Consider the following 19863-nt stretch of genomic DNA (forward strand, 5'->3'; position numbering starts at 1 on the left):
TTTTCAAATTGTAGGTAAACCTAAGCCACTTTAGCTATATATAATAGAATTTCGCTTTCTACTATCTTTCCAGTTGTTTTATACATAATTCTCGAATTTTTAAAATTTGCTCCATATCTAATTTCTCACTTGTATAAAATTTGTTTTCTTACTTCGAGACCTAATCTACCACAACTTTTATATGGCGTTTCTTTCCTGCAGATAATTTTATAAATGGCTGATCTTTAAAGCTTTCGAAATTTATTACATGATCAATATTGTTTACAACATTATCATTAATCTTGCATCCGTTGCCCTGTATTAAACGCTTTGCAGCGCCTTTTGAAGGTTCAAAACCGGTGTCATGTAGTAGGTCTACTAAGGATATGCCGCTTGCAACTTGTTCTTTTTTTATGATGTAATCAGGAAGTAATGAGCTATCTTCATTCTCAAAAGCAGAAATTGCAGCAAATTGTGCAAGTTCCGCTTCTTTGTCACCATGACATATTTTTGTCACTTCTGTTGCCAAGACCTTTTTTGCTTCATTTATTTCTTGATCCTTTAAAGACTCTAATTTTCTAATCTCATCAATTGGCACATCAGTGAGCAATCTTAAAAAACGTCCAACATCTTGATCATCAACGTTGCGAAAATATTGCCAGTAGTCGTAAGGCTTTAGCATATTATCATCAAGCCACACTGCTCCACTTTCAGTTTTGCCCATTTTTTTTCCTTGTGCATTTAATAAAAGAGGCATGGTAAGGCCAAATAGCTCAGGTAAATTCAACTTTTTTCCAAGTTCAATTCCGTTTACTATATTTCCCCACTGGTCTGACCCTCCAATCTGCAGACGACAATCATATTTTTTGTTTAATTCAATAAAGTCGTAAGCTTGCAATAGCATGTAATTAAATTCCAGAAAGCTTAAGGTTTGCTCTCTATCCAGCCTGGTTTTCACACTATCAAAACTTAGCATACGATTTACAGAAAAATAAGCTCCTATATCACGCAAAAAATCTATGTATTTTATGTTATCCAACCAATCTGCGTTATTTACTATCATTGCACCAGTCTTGCTGTCATTAAAAGACACCATTTTCTCTAATATTCTCCTTATACTGGATGTATTTTGATTGATGTTCTCTACAGGCAAGATGCTTCTTGCTTTATCTTTGAAGGATGGGTCACCAATTTTTGTTGTGCCACCTCCAAGTAAGACTATCGGCTTATAACCAAATTTTTGTAGGTGACAGAGCATCATAATCTGAATTAGGTGACCAGCATGAAGACTTGGTGCTGTGCAATCAAACCCAATGTATGCAACTATATAATTGCTCTGCAATAATAATTGATCTAGTCCTTCAATGTTTGTGCATTGGTATAGGTACCCTCTTTCTTGGATGAAATTTAAAAATTCAGATGCGTGTTTCATTTTATAAACCCCAGTCTATCCTGTCATTAATGCCGAAGGTAACCCTAATAGAGAAGCCAGTGCCCAGACACTGGAACTTAATTATAAACAAGCACACTATACAACGTTTTCGATGAAATTGCATGAAAAACTGGATTCCAGTGTCAGCTACTTTCATGACACCACTACCTGTGCAGGAGTTGCCTTCAAAATTACAACGTTTGTGCAGTTGTGCACCAGCTATCCAGGCAATCAGTTCCATAACTCTTCTATTTTATAATACTCCCTTACTTCCGGCCTGAATATGTGAACCATTATGCCTTGAAAATTCAAAACTACCCAATTGCCTTCATCCATACCTTCTACATCTATTTTATCATGTGGCTTGAGGCTTTTTATTACGTGCTCAGCTAAAGCTTTAACGTGACGGCTTGAATCACCAGATGCAATAATCATATATTTTGCAATAACGGTTTTATTCTGCACATCAAAAGTTACTATATCATGACCTTTATTTTGATCTATTATCTCTTCAATTGTACTTCTTATCGATTCCATATCGCTAAGCATTGTTTACAGGTTATATGATTCATTTATAATTATATACTCAAAATTTCTAAATATGAACTATTTTCAACGCAACTACTTGTTAAAGGTATTACCTGCATCTATTTTATCATCATGTTTTTAGCATGTACAATGTATATACTTTTTATATAATTGAAAATAGCTTTTTACTAGTATTCATTATGGGCAAGACTCTCATCTACTTAATCGGCTTTCCAGGCAGTGGTAAGTTTACTACTGCAAAGGAACTGTGTAAAATCATTGGTGCAGTAATAGTAAGCAATAATCTATTCAATAATATTATATTTGATATTGTTAAATTACAAAACGCTGAAGTTCCAGATGACCTATGGGAAAAAATTTTTGCAGTTAGGGAAAATGTATTAGCAATACTGGAAAAACACTACGTAAAATCAAAACATTATATATTTACAAATGAATTGATAGAGGGTGATCCCTATGACCAAAGATTATATAACTCAGTGGTAAATTTAAGTAAAAAAATGGACATGGAAATTTTTTCTGTAGTATTACATTGTAATAATGAAAAACTAGTAAGACGTGTCCAATCAGAAGAGAGATATCAGGAAAATAAAATTACTGATCCGGATTTTGCTATAAAGAAAATTGAAGGGAAAAGGCTATTTATACCTGAGGGTTCGCTTGAAATTGATAACTCGAACTTGAGTGCAAAGGAAGTTGCAAAGAAAATTGTTGAAGAGATGAAGAAAGAAAAAAATGGAAAATTAATTAAAACTTCTGTAACAAATCATTTAAAAACAGAGCGTACTCGTGGTTGAGCAGAAAGATAAGTACCGTCCTTGTGTTGGCATAATGCTATTTAACAGACAAGGACATGCCTTTATTGGAAAACGCTTTGATAGCGATTCTTACTGGCAGATGCCACAAGGAGGTGTTGATGATGGTGAGGAACTGGAACAAGCAGCGTTACGTGAGTTGCTAGAGGAGGTTGGTACTAATAAAGTAAAGGTTATAACTAAAAGCAAGGATTGGATATACTACAACTTGCCTGAAGAAGTTATACCAATATGCTGGAATGGAAAATATTCTGGTCAAAAGCAAAGGTGGTTCTTAATGAAGTTTTGCGGAGAGGATGAGGACATTGATATTAATTATACTGGTCATCCAGAGTTCAAAGAGTGGCGTTGGCAAGGTATAGATAGTTTAGTAGCCAGTGCTATATCATTTAAAAAAGAAGTTTATAAAACAGTGATAGAAGAGTTTTCTTCTATAATAAAAGCCTCAACAATAAGCTCATGATAGTAGATTCTCATTGCCACTTGATTTATTTTTCTGACGATGAAATACCAAAAGTAATTTCAAGGGCAGAGCAAAATGGTGTAAAGGTTTTGCATAACATATGCGTAAGCATTGACGATGTTCCTAAGTTATTAAAAATTTCTTCATCCTATGATCAGGTCTACTCCTCTGTTGGTATACATCCGCTTGATGCTGCTATAGAAAACGGTGAGTGTATACATGTTGATGAATTAGTTGAATTTACCAAGAACCAAAAGGTAATTAGTATCGGTGAAACCGGGTTAGATTTTTATAAATCTGACAACAAAGACAATCAGAAAAAAAGTTTTGCATTACATATAGAAGCGTCAAGAATAACTGGACTACCTTTAGTTATTCACACAAGAAGCGCTGATAATGAGATGATCGATATGTTAAGGTCAGAAATGAAAGCCGGTGCTTTTAGTGGAGTAATGCACTGCTTTGCTTCCTCTAAAGAACTTGCTTATCAATCTATAGATTTGGGGTTATATATTTCATTTTCTGGAATTATTACTTTTAAAAATGCGAGCTTACTCAGAGAAATTGCACAAAATGTACCACGCGAGCGTGTTTTAGTCGAAACTGATGCACCATATCTATCACCTGAGCCTTATAGGGGAAAAAAGAATGAACCAGCAATGGTGAAATACGTTGTTGATTGTTTGGCAGAGTTGTGGAATGAGTCACCAGAACAAGTAGCGAAGGTAACCACAAGCAACTTTTTTAGGCTGTTTGAGCTATAAAGAAGCTCTATAAAACCATTAATTTGCTTATGAACCTAAAGATTTCACCAGCTCTCTCACCGAGTTTACAGACTTATTAAACATTTCTTGTTCACTATCATTCATTTTAACTTCTAGGATCTTTTCAATTCCGTTTTTTCCAATAATTACAGGAACACCAATAAACAACTCTTCTACACCATATTCACCATTAAGGTAAGCAGCACATGGTAATATGCGCCTCTTATCTTTTAAATATGATTCTAACATGCATATAGCTGAAGATGCAGGAGCGTAGTATGCAGATCCAGACTTAAGCAGATCAACTATTTCTTTACCGCCATTGCGAGTGCGTTCAACTATTTCATCGACTTTTTTCTGTGTGATAAGACCCATATCGATAATTTGAGTAAGTGGAACTCCAGCAACTGAAGCACAATTGATTAGTGGTACCATAGTGTCGCCATGTCCTCCAAGCACAAAAGCAGATATATCTTCAACTGAGATATTTAACTCACTTGCAAGAAAGTAACGAAAACGGGAAGAATCAAGCACTCCTGCCATGCCAACAATCATATTAGTTGGAAGGTTTGAAAATTTATGCACCACTGAAACCATGGCATCCAAAGGGTTGGTAACCACTATTACAAACGCGTTTGGAGAATATTTTTTAATATTTTCGCCAACCTCCTTCATTACTTTAGCATTGGTTTGCAGGAGGTCATCCCTGCTCATTCCAGGTTTTCTAGCGATGCCAGCGGTTATTATAATTGCATCGGAGTTTTTTATATCTTCATACCTATTTGTGCCAGTAATATTGACATTAAATCCATCAATAGGGGATGATTCTGCTATGTCGAGTGCTTTACCTTGTGGTATTCCATCACTAATATCAAGTAAAACAACATCACCGAGTTCCCTTAGTGCAATCATATGGGTGAGAGTTCCACCGATATTTCCTGCACCGATTAAAGATATTTTTTTTCTTTGTACTGTCATTTTCTACTCCTTTGTATTTACTTTTATGGTTTTACCTTCCCAAGGCGATAAGCTATCAAACATACGAAAATCTTGCGGTAAATCTATAGGATTATACACAACCTTTTTTGTCTCTATATCATATCTTACTTCCTCATAACCAGTGAGAGGGAAATCTTTTAACATTGGATGACCTTTGAATCCATAGTCTGTTAGAATCCTACGCAAATCAGGGTGATCAGAAAACTCTATTCCATACATATCAAACACTTCACGCTCAAACCACAAAGCCGTACTAAATATCTTCGCTACACTTGGAGGCATGTCGCTTTCACATAACTGAAGCTTTATGTGTACTCTAATATTATGCACAATGCTGAGCAGATTGTATATTAGCTCGAAACGCTTCTCTCTATTTGGATAGTCAACCCCAAAAATATCAACTAATAGTTCAAACCTACACTTTTCATCATCACGTAGAAAGAATAGGTACTTTTCAATTTCATCTAAAGTTGAATATATTACAATAATGCCATCATCTTTTTGAATGCACTCGCATTTGGTCTTTTTTTGTATATACTTTGCAGTTTTATCCATTCCGAGTCCGTTTTATTTTGTTTTGTAGGCATAGCATTCCATATAGCAACGCCTCAGCGGTTGGTGGGCATCCAGGGACATACACGTCAACTGGCACAATTCTATCACAGCCTCGGACTACTGAATAAGAGTAATGGTAATAACCACCACCATTTGCACAACTTCCCATGGAAATAACATACTTCGGGTCTGCCATTTGATCATAAACCTTGCGCAATGCTGCTGCCATTTTATTAGTTAGTGTGCCAGCAACAATCATCACATCTGATTGACGTGGGCTTGCACGAAACATTATACCATATCTATCAAGATCATAACGGCTGGATGCAGTATGCATCATCTCAACTGCGCAACATGCAAGACCAAATGTCATTGGCCACAATGAACCAGACCTTGCCCAATTCATTACATAATCTGTTAAATCACCAAATTTAGTGACAAGAAACCCTTCTTTTTTATAACGACCCCAGTCATCATTAGATAGAATTTGATTTGTCATAAACTACTCCCACTCTAATGCACCTTTACACCATTCATAGATAAAACCTATAGTGAGTATTGCAAGAAATACCATCATAGACCAAAATCCACCATAGCTTATCTTAGATAAAGAAACAGCCCAAGGAAAAAGAAAAGCAATTTCTAAGTCAAATATTATAAATAATATTGAAACTAGGTAAAATTTAATGTCAAAATTTTTCCTTGCACTGGATAGTGGATTGAAGCCACACTCATATGTGGAAAGCTTTTCACCATCTGGCTTACTCACTGCAAGAAACATAGGCAATATACCTAAAGCAAAAGATACTACAATTGATACGCAGATAAAGATTACTATGGTTAAATATTCGCTCATTTAACAAAACATATAACACTATGAGTTTACATGCTTTCCTAACTTTTTACCACCTAAAATATGCACGTGAAAGTGTGGTACAACCTGCTCTCCATTTTCACCGTAGTTAGTGACTAATCTATATCCTGTTTTTTCTAGATTATATTTGTGTGCTATCTCTCTTACAGTTTTGAAGAAATCCGCTATTTCCTCTTCAGGAGCTTTTAGAATGAAATCATCATATGAAATATATTGATTTTTTGATATAACTAAAATATGAACTGGTGCGTCAGGGTACTTATCATGAAAAGCTAGTACATTTTCATTTTCATGTACCTTCTCACAAGGTAACTCACCTCTTAATATTTGAGCAAAGATGTTATCGCTATCATAAACTTCATTGCTCATATTTTAAGAGCGACCTTTCCCTCTTTCTTCGTTTTTCTCTACATTAGGTGTAGATAGTGGTTTTATCGCTTCACCAGAAGCATCTTCAAGATTTAAAGAGCTTACAAGTTCCCTTACTTTTACCATGTCCTGCTGTTCTTTCAAAAAGGGTTCTATTCCACTTACCCTTTTTCCAGTAATAACTCCTGGTTGTAAGTGATACATATCCCCAGGAACAGTTAGACTATGATGTCTTTCCTCTATTTTTTTAGCTTCACTCATAATACTCCCCTATAACTTATTTTTGCATTCCACAACTTTGCGACTTACCTGCTTTTATAGCTTCTTGCGCCCATTTTTTCTCACCTGAAGCTATAGTTTCTGAAGGCTGACCAACATCAGACTTCACAACTTTGTCTGATGACTGCTTTTGATTATCATATTCCTTATACAATTTTTCTGCAATACCATACAGCAATTTTAAGTCTGTGTGAACTTTAAATTCTCCACCAGTAATTTTTGCTAGATCTTTAAGGTTACCGTCAACTTTTTGTTTAATTTCTTCAATAGCAAGCTTTTTTATCTCCTCTGGACTCTTTCCTTTATAGTCAGTTTTAATGTCTTCAATTATTTTTTTAACATCAACTTCAATTACAATTTTATTTTCTTCTCTATGTATAGTGATGTTTGAATACTCACTTTTTAGTGCTTTTATTTGTTCATCATTCAAATAAGGTATATCTCCCGTCAGAGTTCTTGACACTAAAAAACTTACCTTTCCTATCCCTTTCTTTTGCTCTGTTATTTGTACACCAAGATCCTTACTAGCCTGTGTGGTTTCTATAGGTGGATCATATTCCCTTTCTTCTTCAGGTACATCTATACCAACAGCTTTCTTTAACGAAACTGTAGCATCATGTTTCATTTCACCCGTTGAAGCAAACGGCTTCTTTATAGGGTAAACAAGTGCTTTAGGCACAAGAGCAAACACCCGACCTGTAGCTTCTACACCTGTTTTAACTGCTCCGCCTATCTTAGCCCAAATAGATTCTGCCATACATACCTCCAAGGTAGTTTCTATAACTAAATACATTTTAATTATAGACGAAAAAATTTAAACTTCTATATCCATTATAAGATAGAATTATAGGGATTGCAACCATTATTTGCACATTGTCTAAAACATGTAGTATTTTCGCTACTTTTATTGTTCAATTTATTATAAAGAATACTCTAAATTATGTTTAAATGGAACACAAATAATATCATTGATGCAACTGGCGGAAGAGACGTAAATGGTTGTAATTGGATACATAGCTCAAATATTTCAACGGACACAAGAAGCATAAAAAAAGGTGATTTATTTATTGCCCTCAAGGGAAAGAATTTTGATGGCCATAATTTTTTGCATGAAGCGTTTTTAAAAGGGGCTGTCGCTGCAATAGTGAGTGAGGGTAAATATAAAAGTTTCCCTCTCATGATTGTACAAGATACCCTGAAAGCTTTGCACGATATGGCATCATACTACATTAGAAATGTTCTTATTGATGCTAAAGTTATTGCAGTTACAGGCAGTGTCGGGAAAACCACTACAAAGGATATGCTGCATACTGTTTTATCGCAATATGGAGTGTCCCATGCAAACGAAGGTAACTTAAATAATAATATAGGATTGCCTTTGACAATTCTGAAAGCTCCAAAAAACTGCCAGTACTTAATTCTTGAAATGGGAATGAATAAAGCTGGTGAAATAAAAGAATTATCAAAAATTAGTAATCCGAATATTGCAGTTATTACCAACATCGAACCTGCACATACTGAAAATTTTTCATCACTATTTGACGTTGCACAAGCGAAGTTAGAAATTCTGTATGGTATGAAAAATAACGGTACTTTGGTTTTAAGCAGAGATAATAAATATTATGATTATCTCTCATCACACGCCAATAGAAATGTAATAAGCTTCGGTAAAGATAAAAATGCTGAAGTTTGTTTACTAAACTTAATAAGAAACGATGAATCTTCTGTCATTTCAGCACTATCTTCTGTCATCCCAGTGCTTGACTACTTGGATCCAGGAAGTTCAATTGCAAATGAGCATATCAGACGGTTGTATAATAAAGACTGGATTCCAGCGTCACGCGCTGGAATGACATCAAACCGAGTTGCTAATAGATTAAGTTTAAAAATCAGGCTGAGTGATAATCAAATTATAAACTGTAATTTACGTGTACAAGGTGAGCATTTTGCTTATTCGCTACTTGCTGTTGCAGCAGTTGTGCAAAGCCTCGGACTTGATTTATCAAAATTACCACTTGCACTTAAGAATTTTAGTGTAGCGAAAGGTAGAGGCAATATTCATAAGGTCAAATGCAATAAAAAATATATACATTTAATTGATGACTCCTATAACGCCAGCCCTGCTTCGATGAAAACTGCAATAAAAACTTTGAGTACATATTCTAATCAGAGAAAAGTAGCTTTGCTTGGTGATATGTTGGAACTTGGTGATGAAAGCATAGAGTTTCATACAGATTTGGTTAAGATTATCACAGAAAATAATATAGATAAAGTTTATACAGTTGGTAAATTTATGTTAGAATTGCATGAGCTTTTGCCAGATAATATAAGAGGCACGCATTTTAATGATTCTAATCAATTGAAAAGTGATTTAGCTAACATTATTCAGAATAATGACGCAATTCTAGTTAAAGGCTCACGAGGAATGAAAATGGATCTTATTGTACGGGAATTCGTAATAAAATATTAAGCGAAATCATTGTATTAATTTACAGTAACAAATTATTAGGAACTTTAATTGTGACAAAACGTGTAATTATTTTTGGTGGAACGGGGTTTATAGGGAAACACATCGTAAGACGCTTGGCAGCAGAAGGATATTTAATAAAGATATTCACTCGTAATCAGGAAAAAGCTGCTTGTTTAAAATTGTGTGGCAATTTAGGACAAATATCAATATTTAAAGGCGATTTTTTTGATGAAAAATCAGTTCTGGATGGTATGGAAGAATGTGATGTAGCTATAAACTTAGTGGGAATATTATATGAAGCAAAAAAGCACGATTTTTACGCTGTTCACGTTAAAATAGCTGAAAGGATAGCAAAAGCTGCAAAAATGAAAAATGTACCTATGATGATACATTTTTCTGCTATGGGAATAGAAAATAGCAAGTTGTCAAAATATGCCAAAAGTAAATTGGAAGGTGAAAAAGCTGTAACTTCAGCATTTCAAAAAGCAATAATAATTAGGCCAAGCCTTGTATTTGGTAAAGAAGACAACTTCTTTAATAAATTTGCAAGATTAGCAACTATTCTTCCTTTCTTACCACTAATTGGCAATGGAACAACTAAATTTCAGCCAATATGTGTAACAGACTTAGCTGAAGTGGTATATCGTATTATCAGTTTTAATAAGCAAGACAAGAAAATTTATAACATGGGTGGACCAAAGGTTTACTCTTTCAAAAGCTTATTGAAGTTTATTCTGAATGTTACTAACAGAAAGTGTTTGTTGATCAATGTATCTTTTCCAATGGCAAAGTTAATAGCTTTCTTTTTAGAAAATAAAATTATTTCTATGCTGCTAAAACCAATAACCGGAGATACGAACCCTATGCTTACTCAAGATCAGGTGAAAGTTATGATGAATAGTTCAATCGAAAAGTCAGTTGACCTTGAAACAATGAAGGTTCGACCATTAGCAATTGAAAATGTGGTGCCAGAGTACTTGAAGATTTATAGAAAGTATTGATAAAAGAGTGTGCCCGGTGGGATTCGAACCTACGACCCACAGCTTAGAAGGCTGTTGCTCTATCCAGCTGAGCTACGGGCACACAACATATATAAAATGCTTCTTAGTACAAGTGAAGTCAAGTACTTCGTGTGAATATGATGTTTATCTTGCGACACCTTGTCATTGCAGTTGTGTGTCGCGCGCTGCCAAAATTGGATGCGAGAAGTCTATTTATTTTAGAAAATATTATATAGAAACTTACTTGACACCCTTCGCCAGCGCCCTTATCATGATAGTGAAGCTATTGTATTTGCTTTCGCCAATCTGCAGATTAAAAGGTAAGGATTACTTAATGTATCGGCGTCTTATGTTCAATTTTTTGCAGTATATAGATACTGTATGTCTTTACAAAACTTCATCTACATCTAGATTTTTATCTAAATAAGCTGAACGCGCTTATAAAGCGTTTAAGACATCAAAAGACGTCAAATAGAACAAGGGAGAATTTGAATACTAGCTACCCTAGGTTCTCTTTGCCTTTTTTTCTGCTTAGTAAATTTCTTAAACATTTAAACTAAGGTGAGTTGCATTTAAAAGCAGCTAAATTGCAGTGTTTAAGACTTAAAAAACGCCAATACTGAAAATAGACAATGACTAGGGTTTCTTTTGCCTTTTTTTTCGTTTGGTAAATTTCTTAATGTTTATGGCTAAACGACAACCGTCATCCCGCTACGTGTTAGCGGCCGAGATACCGCGAATGAATCGCGGTATGACGGTGTAGATGATGGTTAAGTAATTCGTCATCCCGCTGCTTGTTAGCGGGATCTATGTTAAGGTATAGTAGGGAGATCTATGTTAAGAGGTACCGCGAATGAATCGCGGTATGACGGTGTAATGATGGTTAAGTAATTCGTCATCCCGCTGCTTGTTAGCGGGATCTATGTTAAGGTATAGTAGGGGATCTATGTTAAGAGATACCGCGAATGAATCGCGGTATGACGGTGTAATGATGGTTAAGTAATTCGTCATCCCGCTACGTGTTAGCGGGATCTATGTTAGGAGATACCGCGAATGAATCGCGGTATGACGGTTAAGTAGGGTGTCATTCCAGTGCTCCTTTTTTTGTCATCCCAGCGTTACGCGTTGGTTTCAACATTATATCATGAACTTTCTAAAATTCATTGAGTTATGCTTTCAAACGGTAGTGCCGGGGTGTGAGTATAACGATTATCAGTATATAAAAGTCATAGCAGACAGGCTGGAAGCAGCGAGCGCTGGTGAAGTGAAACGAATAATATTCAATATGCCTCCGCGCTCGATGAAGTCCATGTGCATAAGCGTTGCGTGGCCCGCATGGATACTGGGAAACCAACCAACTGCGAGAATAATAGTTGCAAGTTATTCTCAGCGGCTCAGCGAAAAGCACTCGCTCGACACCAGGTGCGTGATGCAGTCTAGTTGGTATAGAGCGCTATTTCCAGAGATAGAACTATCCAAAGACCAGAATACCAAATATAAATTTCAAACAGTGCAGAGAGGATACAGAATCGCAACATCAGTTGGTGGAACACTAACTGGTGAAGGTGGTGATTTTATCATTGTGGACGATCCGCTTTTTAACTTTAGTATATTTTGTTCTCATATTGTTTAATGCTATTTTAATACCATCTCTATCATTTTCGTTAGCAGCGCCTACGTAACAACCTAGTATAAAACCCTGAGTGTCTGTAATTATATGCCTTTTTCTACTCTTTACTTTTTTACTTCCATCATAGCCTTTGATCCCCCCTTTTCTGTAGTCTTTACAGATTGACTATCTACTATACAGGCACTCGGCTGCTCATTCCTTCCTATTTTTCTTCTACTATATTTTGTAATTTCATAATTCATTTTCTCAAAAATTCCCTGCTTCTTCCATTGCCTGAACTGCTCATACACAGTCTTCCATAGCGGAAAATCATTTGGTAAATACCGCCATTGACACCCTGTACGCAATACATAGAAAATTGCTTCTAATATTTCTCTTTTGCTATACTTTGGCGGCCTTCCTCCTTTCTTGTATGATACTCTGAAGTGTTTTTCTATTCTTGCCCATTCCCTTTCGCTTAGATCTGTTGGATACTTTTTTCTCATCTTTACCCCGTACTAAAATTTCAGATATTATAGCCTTTTACTTGTTTCCGGACAACCTCTTAATTGCTGTTTCATTATTATCTATATTTAGTTTCATATCTGGTCAATATCTTCCTTATGTTATTATAGCAGTTTCTGGTTCTGGTCCTATTGCAGCAGTTCCTTTAGCAATTTTTGCTGTTTCTACGGCTGTTGCATTGATTTCAAAAATATATCTCATTAGACTGGCCGTTTCTAGAGCTGACAATAAGAAAGAAGAACCACAAAAATTTGTGTGTAAAAATTGTACTAATCTGGAGAATAAATCAAATGTACCTACTCCTCAATCACCTCCAGTAACGTTTGGAACACAACCAAATCCAAGTGCCAATATGCTACAGCCGCCGCCTCCTCCTCTATCAAGCTGTGCATCACCACCACCTCCTCCTCAAAATTCATCAACTCAACAGGGTAGTAATGATTTACTTAATAGTATAAAAAAAGCTGGCGGTAAGGCAGGTATGAGCAAAGAACAGAAAAAAGCACGCGATGAAAAATTAAAACAAAATAGGGAAAAACGAGAAAAGAATAGTGAAGGTGAGCAAACAGATTCCAAAAATGCTTTACTTGCAGAAATAAGAGGAGGTTTTAAATTGAAATCAGTTAATAAAAATCAACAAAGCCCTGAGAAGAGTACTCCAAAAACAGAGTGTGATATAGCTGTTATTCTTGCAAGGAGAGTAGCCATGGAATGCTCAGATAGTGAAAGTGAGAGTTCTAGTAGAGAGTCAGGTTGGTCTGATGAAGGCGAACAGGAAGAAGTAGGACCGAAACAAAAGATGCTGACAAAACACAGGAAAAAATCTATGCCTTCAAACCCCCAATCGTTCCATAAAGAAAGAAGCAAGAGTCCTGACAGTGGGCATGTATCTGGTGATGATGCAAAACCTGAACCCACATCTCCGTCACATCCTGCACCAGAGGCAGGGAAGCCACCGATACCGCCTAAGCCTGCTGGTTTACAAACGAAACCTGAAGCTCCTCCTGTAAAAGAAGAGAGTCCAGTAAGCAGTGAGATGAAAGATCCATCTACTCTTTCTGTTAAGGATCACATAACAAAGTTTGGTGGAGAAGCGTTGCGATGCCAAAAGGAAAATGTTGTACAAAGACTATGATAACTATGAAATGGTCAGCCATGCACTTCCCTTCCTTTTCAAAATAAGTTTACCTACAGGTCTGATTGTATTAAGATTACTTAATACAATCAGATCTATTATATGCGTTTATCCAAGTATTACTTACCAACTTTAAAGGAAAAGCCTGCTCATGCTAAAATTATCTCCCATCAATATTCTTTACGTGCAAGTTTAGTAAAACAGGTAGCATCTGGCATCTATTCTTGGTTACCACTTGGTCTCTTAGTGCTTAAAAATATTGAAAACATTATCAGAGATGAAGTGAATAAATCTGGTGCAATTGAAGTGTTGATGCCTTGTGTCCAACCAGCAAATCTTTGGCGAGAATCGGGACGTTATGATGATTACGGTAAGGAAATGTTGCGTATAAAGGATAGGCATGAGGAAGATATGCTTTTTGGTCCAACGTACGAGGAGGTAGCAACTGATTTAATTAGAGATGTGGTAAAAAGTTACAAAGATTTGCCACTTTGTTTATACCAAATTCAATGGAAGTTTCGTGATGAGGTAAGACCACGTTATGGTGTTATGAGGGGCAGGGAATTTTTGATGAAGGATGCGTACAGTTTTGATGTAGATTACGAAGGTGCACTGAATTCATATAATTTGATGTACAAAACTTACATAAAAATCTTCAAACGCATGGGACTTACCCCAATTGGAGTGAGAGCTGATACGGGGCCAATTGGAGGAAATTTGAGCCACGAGTTTCATATATTGGCAAACACTGGTGAAAGCACTTTATATTACGACAACAAATTTTCTGAACTACTAGAGAGTGAAGATATTGAAAGTTTAAAGAGTATATACGCAGTTGCAGATGATATGCATGATCCTGAGACTTGCCCTATATCACAAGAGCAGTTAAATGTTAGTAAAGGTATTGAAATAGGGCATATTTTTTATTTTGGCGACAAATACTCAAAGCCTATGAAGGCAAGTGTTACTTCTCAAGATGGAAAAAATGTCAATATACATATGGGTTCTTATGGCATTGGGGTTTCAAGGCTTGTTGGTGCAATAATAGAAGCTTTTCATGATGATAAGGGAATTATCTGGCCAGAATCGGTGGCTCCTTTCAGAATTGGTTTAATCAATTTACAAACGAAAGTAACGGAGGCTGCAGATAAAATATACAAAGCTTTGAAGAGCGATGAAGTGCTTTACGATGATACGGAAGGAAGTGTAGGAGTAAAATTTTCTAGAATGGATCTGATAGGCTTGCCGTGGCAAATAATTGTCGGAAAAAAGGCAATAGATGAAAAGATAGTTGAAGTAAAAAATAGAGCAACTGGAGAGGTAAAGGAAATGCAGATTGAAGAAGCAATAAATCACTTTAGCACAAAATGATACACGGTATCGGCACTGACATAGTATATATACCAAGAGTATTGAGAATATTACAAAAATACGGGGAAAAATTTCTCAATAGAATCTACACTGAAAAGGAAATAGAGCTAAGTAGAAAGTATAATAGTCAAGAAATGCGAGCAAGGTATTTTGCTAAACGCTTTGCAGCAAAAGAAGCTTTTGTTAAAGCACGAGGTACTGGATTTAGTCAGGGCATTACAATGAAAGATATAGAAATATACAATGATGTGAGAGGCAAGCCATATCTTACCGTTAGCAAGGATTTTATCTCCAAAATTCATCTTTCTTTAAGTGACGATGGAGATTACGCTACTGCATTTGTTGTAATTTGCGTCTATAGCTCACACAGATAAAGTTTACTCTTTTGTCATCTTATGGCTTACTGTATGAACATTCATTTTTAAAGGTAAACTGCACAGCAAATGGTCAGTGCTTGACACTGTCCTCCTTTGTCATCCCAGTGCCCAGACACTGGTTTTCTGCAATCTCATCGAAAACGTTTTTCTATGCTAGTTTGCTTGCTCACAAGCAAACTTTCCTGGATCCAAGTAGTCAGGGCACTGGGATGACATCTTTGTTGTGTTTAACAAAAACAAATGTTCGTACAGTTGTGGAATGAATCGCAGTATAGCTATAGCATACACAAACGACTAGTTTGCCAAAAAAACATAGCGGTTTTTCTATGATTTTAGTATAATTCTAGCTTTACCTAAACAAAAAGATGAATTATTTAATGGACTGTGTTTTAACGTCTCTTTCCTTACCATTTTCAATTACTGAGAATTATTTATTAATTACTGCGTTGATTCCACTTTTAAGTGCGTTAGTTATTTTTTTTACTGGTAAATGGCCCGGAGTGAACAATAGTATTACTGTCACTTCTTCTGTACTTCTGTTTACGTATACGTGTCTGTGCACTTTATATTGGGTATATGGTGATCATTCTCAATTTATTCTCATGGATTTTGGTAATAATTTGCACATTAGTTTAAAGCTAGAGTCTACCGGAGTAATATTCAGTTTATTAATATCGTTTTTATGGGTGCTGACCAGTATATATGCAATATGTTATATGCAGAATAACTATGCTGATAGCAATCACTCAAGTTTTCTATGCTTTTTTTCAATATCGATTGGCTGTGCAATGTTTATTGCTTTTTCTGGAGACTTGCTCACTACATTTGTCTTTTATGAGCTTCTAACTATTAGTACATACCCTCTGGTTACTTACAACTCAACAAATGAATCAATGATTGCAGGACGCTATTACTTTGGCGTGCTATTTTTCTCTTCTTTGGTATTATTTTTTCCTGCAATAGGCCTTTTATATCATGAATTTCATACTTTAGACTTTGTAAGCGGTGGAATATTCAAATTTGATACTTCACTCATCACTTTCATTGCAGTGTGTTTTGCTATGCTGATTTACGGAATAGGAAAAGCTGCATTAATGCCAATGCATTTTTGGTTACCAAAAGCAATGGTTGCACCAACTCCTGTGAGTGCACTACTGCACGCTGTTGCTGTTGTGAAATCCGGAGTTTTCATCATCATAAAAGTTATATTATACACTTTCGGCGTCGATAATATGCAACGTTTTGTGCAGCAAAATTGGTTTGCTGGAGGGTGGCTTCCGTACGCTGCTGGATTTACTATTATTACTGCATCATTGATTGCACTAAAGCAAAAAGAATTAAAGAAATTGCTTGCTTACTCTACCATCTCTCAATTGTCGTATATTATATTATTCGCTTCAATTTTTAGTGATCTCAGCATGAGGGTTGCAATTTTTCAATTAGTTTGCCACGCATTTGCAAAAATCACTTTGTTTTTCGTTGCCGGAGCAATAATAACGAGAGCAGGTGAGAAATATATAGATAAGATTTACGGTATAGGACGCAGTATGCCAATTAGCATGACAGCATTTGCTATAGGTGCATTGTCTATGATAGGGGTGCCGCCTGCTCCGACTTTTTGGGGTAAATTTCTCATTTTTCAAGCTGTTTTCAACTCTGGCAATGTAATACTTTCTGTGTTTGTAACTCTAGTGTTAATTGTTAGTACTATACTCAACGCTCTGTACTTTTTACCGATAATTTACAACGCCTTTTTCTTAAAACCTTCTCAGAATTACTTTATTAAAAAAACACCAATTCTTCTAGTTTTACCTCCAGTTATTACTGCTATGTGCACTTTGGTTATTTTTTTTAGCTACCAAGTAATATTTTAAAATCTGTATTTATAACCATTAACAATAAATTTAAATGGTATTATACCAGCCAGAGTTGCTTTTATATTCGACAAAGTGAAGCTAATCTCCACAGTATCCTCCTTATTTTGCTCGGTTGTAAAAACTACAGTAGCATTTCCAGCAAATGTAACTAAGTCCTTGGTCGATCGATCAATAGATAATGTTATTACATTTATGTTGGCGATTTTTCTTTTAGATAAAGACAAATTACCAGCTTCATTATTCGTTTTTTCCTGAAAGCCTTGATAGATTTTATGTATAGAATTGTTTCTTATAAAATTTTCTTGGTACTTCGGTTCAACGATCTTAATGGACTCGTATATTTCAATGTATTTACTTATTAAGTACCTCGCTGTGGAAGTGTATTCATCTTCCTTTTTACTGAAACTAAGCTTATGCATTGCAGAGAACTCATCTTCTGTGTGGTTCATATACTTCACAAAATTTAAATCTTTTTTAATAGGAAATAACAGGTATATGTTTAATGTTAATAAACATAAGCATACTAGGAGAAGCGATACTATTAATGCCATCCAAGATCTTTCTGCTACACAAAACAGATACCTATGGCAGTACCATTCGACTGCTTTACTGAAATAACTTTTGTTTTTTACTGATTCAAGCAATTTATCTTCCATAACACAATACTACCAGACCTAATCGGATCATTATAATAACAATAAGCTTAGATACTCTAAAAAAAACTTTAAAATATGTCTAAATTTTCCCAAATAGGATGAATGATTATATCACCTTGTTCTGCAATGAGGTAGAATTTATCGATTTTGCTCACATCTATATTTATCATTTTTACACTGAAATTTTCAGGATCATAAGTATTACTTTCTACACTTTTGTGATAATTATAATAATGTAATTTATTTTGATCATCAAAATAACCAAATTCATCAGCAAAGGTTCCCACTTTTCTACCTTTACCACTTTTGACTAGCTCAAATAGATCAATTACATGGTTTTGGGATCCAGGCTCAATAGGCCCTTCTGCAGCAAAAAATTTAGGTGCATGACCAATGTATTCCTTAAATTTTAGATTATGAGTCTTTTTTACACTACCAAAATCCACAAATTTATATTCATCTGAAATACCAGAATATTGTGGATCATACTTTTTATATTCAAAAAACTCATTACCTAAAAAATTACAAAACGTTAATTTATAATTATCATGATCGGATTTTACGACTTTAAGGTAATGAAAATCTCCAGGAATCTTTACTTCCTCTTCCGTAATATGATTACGTACAACAAGCTCACCATTTAGCATATGATAGCCAATTTTTGGCAAAGTAGCTATATTGATTGTCTTGTTTAGCTTAAAATTTGCTTCATAAATGCCACTTAACAACTCCTTTCCTTTTTCTAGGGTTATGTCTTGATCTGAAGCTATATTCTTAATTAAGCTTAATTTTTTCTGCATGTTCAATATGGCTTTCGTCAAAACTTCTATTGATTGCCATACAGTTAATTTATTATCAGTCAAATTATATACTTCGAGTATTAAATTAACAGAATTTTATCATGAATTTATGTTAAAAGTATTATACTTTGTAAACTTATGTCATGATATTAACTACATTAGCTAAAACATGCTTTTTATCTAAGTGGAGTTGCTTTGCGGCAACGAAAAGTTCATCTATTTTTTTCCACTGACTTAGCAGAATTTCAACACCATTTACCTCTCTCTTTATGCTTTCTAAAATGAAGGCCTGAATTATATATGATGCTAGTTCTAGTTCGATTTCGCTATTAATTACTTTATTAATCATATTGGGATTCTTTAAATCATGAAGAAATTTATAAAAGCATTTGTATGCTTCATAAGCATCACTACTTATTGTATTTATTATCATTCCTGGCATTCCAGGAAATAAAGTAATCATTTCGTCAAACGTTTGATTATCAAATTTACATTGAGATGAAGCAACTTGCTTTGTTTCATCATAAGTTAATGGGAGTAAATTTAGCTGAAAGCACCTACACCGGATAGTGGTTTGTATATCATATGGCTTATGGCTAATTATAAATATCTTAGAATTTTTTGGCGGCTCTTCTAATATTTTCAATATTGCGTTTTTAGCGTTATTAGTCATTGCCTCTAAGCTATCTATTATAGCTATTTTGTGTTCTGATTGAATGGGACTTAAGTGTAGAAAGTTTTTCATTTCTCTGACTTTTTCTATTCCGATAGTATCACCTTCAACAATGTGTAAGTCCAATGCTACTTCATTATAGTTTTTTATGAGTAACCAATTGGAGAAGGATTTTGCAAGTGTTGCTTTTCCTATACCTTTTTTACCACAGATCAGCCAAGACTGAACAGATAAGTTGTTCATTATTTTTTTTTTGGCTTGGTTGTGGCCTATTACTTTTTTCATTCTTTC

General features: G+C 35.1%; 23 protein-coding genes, 1 tRNA gene and 2 pseudogenes. 11 read left to right on the plus strand and 15 right to left on the minus strand.

The features are described from left to right. Nucleotides 1–160: 160 nt before the first annotated feature. From tyrS to rsfS, 3 genes are read right to left on the minus strand one after another with little or no spacing between them, the layout of a single operon-like run. Entirely contained in the window at nucleotides 161–1411 is a 1251-nt protein-coding gene (gene tyrS, locus AAGD76_RS05045) for a tyrosine--tRNA ligase (RefSeq protein ID WP_007548582.1), read from the minus strand. A gap of 1 nt (nucleotide 1412) precedes the next feature. After that, nucleotides 1413–1652: a hypothetical protein gene (locus AAGD76_RS05050; RefSeq protein ID WP_010963049.1), complete on the minus strand. Its 240-nt coding sequence runs from the start codon at nucleotides 1650–1652 to the stop codon at nucleotides 1413–1415. Continuing rightward, nucleotides 1643–1960: a ribosome silencing factor gene (gene rsfS, locus AAGD76_RS05055; protein WP_006279567.1), complete on the minus strand. Its 318-nt coding sequence runs from the start codon at nucleotides 1958–1960 to the stop codon at nucleotides 1643–1645. Before rsfS ends, AAGD76_RS05050 begins: the two co-directional genes overlap by 10 nt. Before the next feature lie 179 nt (nucleotides 1961–2139). On the opposite strand from rsfS, the gene AAGD76_RS05060 reads away from it, so the two are divergent. From AAGD76_RS05060 to AAGD76_RS05070, 3 genes are read left to right on the plus strand one after another with little or no spacing between them, the layout of a single operon-like run. Beyond that, the gene (locus tag AAGD76_RS05060) at nucleotides 2140–2757 is read left to right on the plus strand and encodes an AAA family ATPase (RefSeq protein WP_022626414.1); all 618 of its coding nucleotides are present in this window, start codon (nucleotides 2140–2142) and stop codon (nucleotides 2755–2757) included. After that, nucleotides 2750–3238 (plus strand): RNA pyrophosphohydrolase, encoded by a 489-nt coding sequence (locus AAGD76_RS05065; RefSeq protein WP_006279569.1) that lies wholly within the window; start codon nucleotides 2750–2752, stop codon nucleotides 3236–3238. Before AAGD76_RS05060 ends, AAGD76_RS05065 begins: the two co-directional genes overlap by 8 nt. Further along, a complete protein-coding gene (locus AAGD76_RS05070) occupies nucleotides 3235–4002 on the plus strand; it encodes a TatD family hydrolase (protein WP_010082353.1) in 768 nt (255 codons plus the stop codon). Before AAGD76_RS05065 ends, AAGD76_RS05070 begins: the two co-directional genes overlap by 4 nt. Before the next feature lie 27 nt (nucleotides 4003–4029). On the opposite strand, the gene mdh is transcribed toward AAGD76_RS05070, so the two are convergent. Genes mdh through AAGD76_RS05105 form a run of 7 tightly spaced genes read right to left on the minus strand, consistent with a single transcriptional unit; the run spans nucleotide 4030 to nucleotide 7835 of the window. Continuing rightward, complete coding sequence (gene mdh / locus AAGD76_RS05075) at nucleotides 4030–4980, minus strand: malate dehydrogenase (RefSeq protein ID WP_007548577.1); 951 nt, start codon at nucleotides 4978–4980, stop codon at nucleotides 4030–4032. A 3-nt stretch (nucleotides 4981–4983) separates the two neighbouring features. Then, entirely contained in the window at nucleotides 4984–5556 is a 573-nt protein-coding gene (locus AAGD76_RS05080; RefSeq protein ID WP_006279573.1) for an NADH-quinone oxidoreductase subunit C, read from the minus strand. Further along, nucleotides 5549–6055, minus strand: coding sequence for a NuoB/complex I 20 kDa subunit family protein (locus AAGD76_RS05085; protein ID WP_006279574.1), 507 nt, complete (start codon nucleotides 6053–6055; stop codon nucleotides 5549–5551). Before AAGD76_RS05085 ends, AAGD76_RS05080 begins: the two co-directional genes overlap by 8 nt. Before the next feature lie 3 nt (nucleotides 6056–6058). Further along, nucleotides 6059–6412, minus strand: coding sequence for an NADH-quinone oxidoreductase subunit A (locus AAGD76_RS05090; RefSeq protein ID WP_006279576.1), 354 nt, complete (start codon nucleotides 6410–6412; stop codon nucleotides 6059–6061). Between the two features lie 18 nt (nucleotides 6413–6430). Then, nucleotides 6431–6799, minus strand: a complete 369-nt coding sequence (locus AAGD76_RS05095; RefSeq protein WP_010082356.1) for an HIT domain-containing protein — start codon at nucleotides 6797–6799, stop codon at nucleotides 6431–6433. Between the two features lie 3 nt (nucleotides 6800–6802). Beyond that, entirely contained in the window at nucleotides 6803–7060 is a 258-nt protein-coding gene (locus AAGD76_RS05100; RefSeq protein ID WP_006279579.1) for a hypothetical protein, read from the minus strand. A 16-nt stretch (nucleotides 7061–7076) separates the two neighbouring features. After that, the gene (locus tag AAGD76_RS05105) at nucleotides 7077–7835 is read right to left on the minus strand and encodes a hypothetical protein (RefSeq protein ID WP_341820476.1); all 759 of its coding nucleotides are present in this window, start codon (nucleotides 7833–7835) and stop codon (nucleotides 7077–7079) included. 183 nt (nucleotides 7836–8018) lie between these two features. Between AAGD76_RS05105 and AAGD76_RS05110 the strand changes: the two genes are divergently transcribed. Both AAGD76_RS05110 and AAGD76_RS05115 read left to right on the plus strand, forming a co-directional pair. Next, nucleotides 8019–9548, plus strand: coding sequence for a UDP-N-acetylmuramoyl-tripeptide--D-alanyl-D-alanine ligase (locus tag AAGD76_RS05110; protein WP_264329492.1), 1530 nt, complete (start codon nucleotides 8019–8021; stop codon nucleotides 9546–9548). A gap of 50 nt (nucleotides 9549–9598) precedes the next feature. Then, nucleotides 9599–10549 carry a complex I NDUFA9 subunit family protein gene (locus AAGD76_RS05115; protein WP_010082395.1) on the plus strand — a complete coding sequence of 317 codons (951 nt, stop codon included), beginning with the start codon at nucleotides 9599–9601 and terminating at the stop codon, nucleotides 10547–10549. Between the two features lie 8 nt (nucleotides 10550–10557). On the opposite strand, the gene AAGD76_RS05120 is transcribed toward AAGD76_RS05115, so the two are convergent. Continuing rightward, nucleotides 10558–10631, minus strand: a tRNA-Arg gene (locus AAGD76_RS05120). A 1062-nt stretch (nucleotides 10632–11693) separates the two neighbouring features. On the opposite strand from AAGD76_RS05120, the pseudogene AAGD76_RS05125 reads away from it, so the two are divergent. Beyond that, a pseudogene (locus tag AAGD76_RS05125) lies at nucleotides 11694–12146 on the plus strand (terminase); the annotation flags it as partial. Here the strand turns inward: AAGD76_RS05125 and AAGD76_RS05130 are convergent. Then, a pseudogene (locus AAGD76_RS05130) lies at nucleotides 12144–12664 on the minus strand (IS5-like element ISWpi1 family transposase); the annotation flags it as partial. The pseudogenes AAGD76_RS05125 and AAGD76_RS05130 overlap by 3 nt on opposite strands. 41 nt (nucleotides 12665–12705) lie before the next feature. On the opposite strand from AAGD76_RS05130, the gene AAGD76_RS05135 reads away from it, so the two are divergent. The 5 genes from AAGD76_RS05135 (at nucleotide 12706) to AAGD76_RS05155 (ending at nucleotide 17440) form a co-directional block, all read left to right on the plus strand. Further along, nucleotides 12706–13818: a WH2 domain-containing protein gene (locus AAGD76_RS05135; RefSeq protein ID WP_341820477.1), complete on the plus strand. Its 1113-nt coding sequence runs from the start codon at nucleotides 12706–12708 to the stop codon at nucleotides 13816–13818. Nucleotides 13819–13920: 102 nt separating this feature from the next. Then, the gene (gene proS, locus AAGD76_RS05140; RefSeq protein ID WP_341820478.1) at nucleotides 13921–15189 is read left to right on the plus strand and encodes a proline--tRNA ligase; all 1269 of its coding nucleotides are present in this window, start codon (nucleotides 13921–13923) and stop codon (nucleotides 15187–15189) included. Beyond that, nucleotides 15186–15563 (plus strand): holo-[acyl-carrier-protein] synthase, encoded by a 378-nt coding sequence (locus tag AAGD76_RS05145; RefSeq protein ID WP_341820479.1) that lies wholly within the window; start codon nucleotides 15186–15188, stop codon nucleotides 15561–15563. The genes proS and AAGD76_RS05145 overlap by 4 nt, the downstream gene beginning before the upstream one ends. An 11-nt stretch (nucleotides 15564–15574) precedes the next feature. Beyond that, nucleotides 15575–15829 (plus strand): hypothetical protein, encoded by a 255-nt coding sequence (locus tag AAGD76_RS05150; RefSeq protein ID WP_010962852.1) that lies wholly within the window; start codon nucleotides 15575–15577, stop codon nucleotides 15827–15829. Between the two features lie 114 nt (nucleotides 15830–15943). Continuing rightward, on the plus strand, nucleotides 15944–17440 hold the full coding sequence (locus tag AAGD76_RS05155; protein WP_010962853.1) for a proton-conducting transporter membrane subunit: 1497 nt from the start codon (nucleotides 15944–15946) through the stop codon (nucleotides 17438–17440). On the opposite strand, the gene AAGD76_RS05160 is transcribed toward AAGD76_RS05155, so the two are convergent. The 3 genes from AAGD76_RS05160 to AAGD76_RS05170 all read right to left on the minus strand — a co-directional run bounded on the left by AAGD76_RS05160 (nucleotide 17437) and on the right by AAGD76_RS05170 (nucleotide 19857). Next, a complete protein-coding gene (locus AAGD76_RS05160; RefSeq protein ID WP_010082435.1) occupies nucleotides 17437–18099 on the minus strand; it encodes a hypothetical protein in 663 nt (220 codons plus the stop codon). The two genes, AAGD76_RS05155 and AAGD76_RS05160, sit on opposite strands and share 4 nt — an antisense overlap. Nucleotides 18100–18167: 68 nt before the next feature. After that, nucleotides 18168–18962 carry a hypothetical protein gene (locus AAGD76_RS05165; RefSeq protein WP_022626354.1) on the minus strand — a complete coding sequence of 265 codons (795 nt, stop codon included), beginning with the start codon at nucleotides 18960–18962 and terminating at the stop codon, nucleotides 18168–18170. A gap of 73 nt (nucleotides 18963–19035) precedes the next feature. After that, nucleotides 19036–19857: an AAA family ATPase gene (locus AAGD76_RS05170; protein WP_038199127.1), complete on the minus strand. Its 822-nt coding sequence runs from the start codon at nucleotides 19855–19857 to the stop codon at nucleotides 19036–19038. Nucleotides 19858–19863 lie beyond the last annotated feature (6 nt).

The sequence above is a fragment of the Wolbachia endosymbiont (group A) of Cydia strobilella genome (assembly GCF_964026745.1).
Classification (GTDB): domain Bacteria; phylum Pseudomonadota; class Alphaproteobacteria; order Rickettsiales; family Anaplasmataceae; genus Wolbachia; species Wolbachia pipientis.

Coding starts and splice junctions, on each gene's coding strand:
- tyrS (WP_007548582.1), bottom strand. CDS start 1,411: ATGAAACACGCATCTGAATTTTTAAATTTCATCCAAGAAAGAGGGTAC.
- AAGD76_RS05050 (WP_010963049.1), bottom strand. CDS start 1,652: ATGGAACTGATTGCCTGGATAGCTGGTGCACAACTGCACAAACGTTGT.
- rsfS (WP_006279567.1), bottom strand. CDS start 1,960: ATGCTTAGCGATATGGAATCGATAAGAAGTACAATTGAAGAGATAATA.
- AAGD76_RS05060 (WP_022626414.1), top strand. CDS start 2,140: ATGGGCAAGACTCTCATCTACTTAATCGGCTTTCCAGGCAGTGGTAAG.
- AAGD76_RS05070 (WP_010082353.1), top strand. CDS start 3,235: ATGATAGTAGATTCTCATTGCCACTTGATTTATTTTTCTGACGATGAA.
- mdh (WP_007548577.1), bottom strand. CDS start 4,980: ATGACAGTACAAAGAAAAAAAATATCTTTAATCGGTGCAGGAAATATC.
- AAGD76_RS05080 (WP_006279573.1), bottom strand. CDS start 5,556: ATGGATAAAACTGCAAAGTATATACAAAAAAAGACCAAATGCGAGTGC.
- AAGD76_RS05085 (WP_006279574.1), bottom strand. CDS start 6,055: ATGACAAATCAAATTCTATCTAATGATGACTGGGGTCGTTATAAAAAA.
- AAGD76_RS05090 (WP_006279576.1), bottom strand. CDS start 6,412: ATGAGCGAATATTTAACCATAGTAATCTTTATCTGCGTATCAATTGTA.
- AAGD76_RS05095 (WP_010082356.1), bottom strand. CDS start 6,799: ATGAGCAATGAAGTTTATGATAGCGATAACATCTTTGCTCAAATATTA.
- AAGD76_RS05100 (WP_006279579.1), bottom strand. CDS start 7,060: ATGAGTGAAGCTAAAAAAATAGAGGAAAGACATCATAGTCTAACTGTT.
- AAGD76_RS05105 (WP_341820476.1), bottom strand. CDS start 7,835: ATGGCAGAATCTATTTGGGCTAAGATAGGCGGAGCAGTTAAAACAGGT.
- AAGD76_RS05110 (WP_264329492.1), top strand. CDS start 8,019: ATGTTTAAATGGAACACAAATAATATCATTGATGCAACTGGCGGAAGA.
- proS (WP_341820478.1), top strand. CDS start 13,921: ATGCGTTTATCCAAGTATTACTTACCAACTTTAAAGGAAAAGCCTGCT.
- AAGD76_RS05145 (WP_341820479.1), top strand. CDS start 15,186: ATGATACACGGTATCGGCACTGACATAGTATATATACCAAGAGTATTG.
- AAGD76_RS05155 (WP_010962853.1), top strand. CDS start 15,944: ATGGACTGTGTTTTAACGTCTCTTTCCTTACCATTTTCAATTACTGAG.
- AAGD76_RS05160 (WP_010082435.1), bottom strand. CDS start 18,099: ATGGAAGATAAATTGCTTGAATCAGTAAAAAACAAAAGTTATTTCAGT.
- AAGD76_RS05170 (WP_038199127.1), bottom strand. CDS start 19,857: ATGAAAAAAGTAATAGGCCACAACCAAGCCAAAAAAAAAATAATGAAC.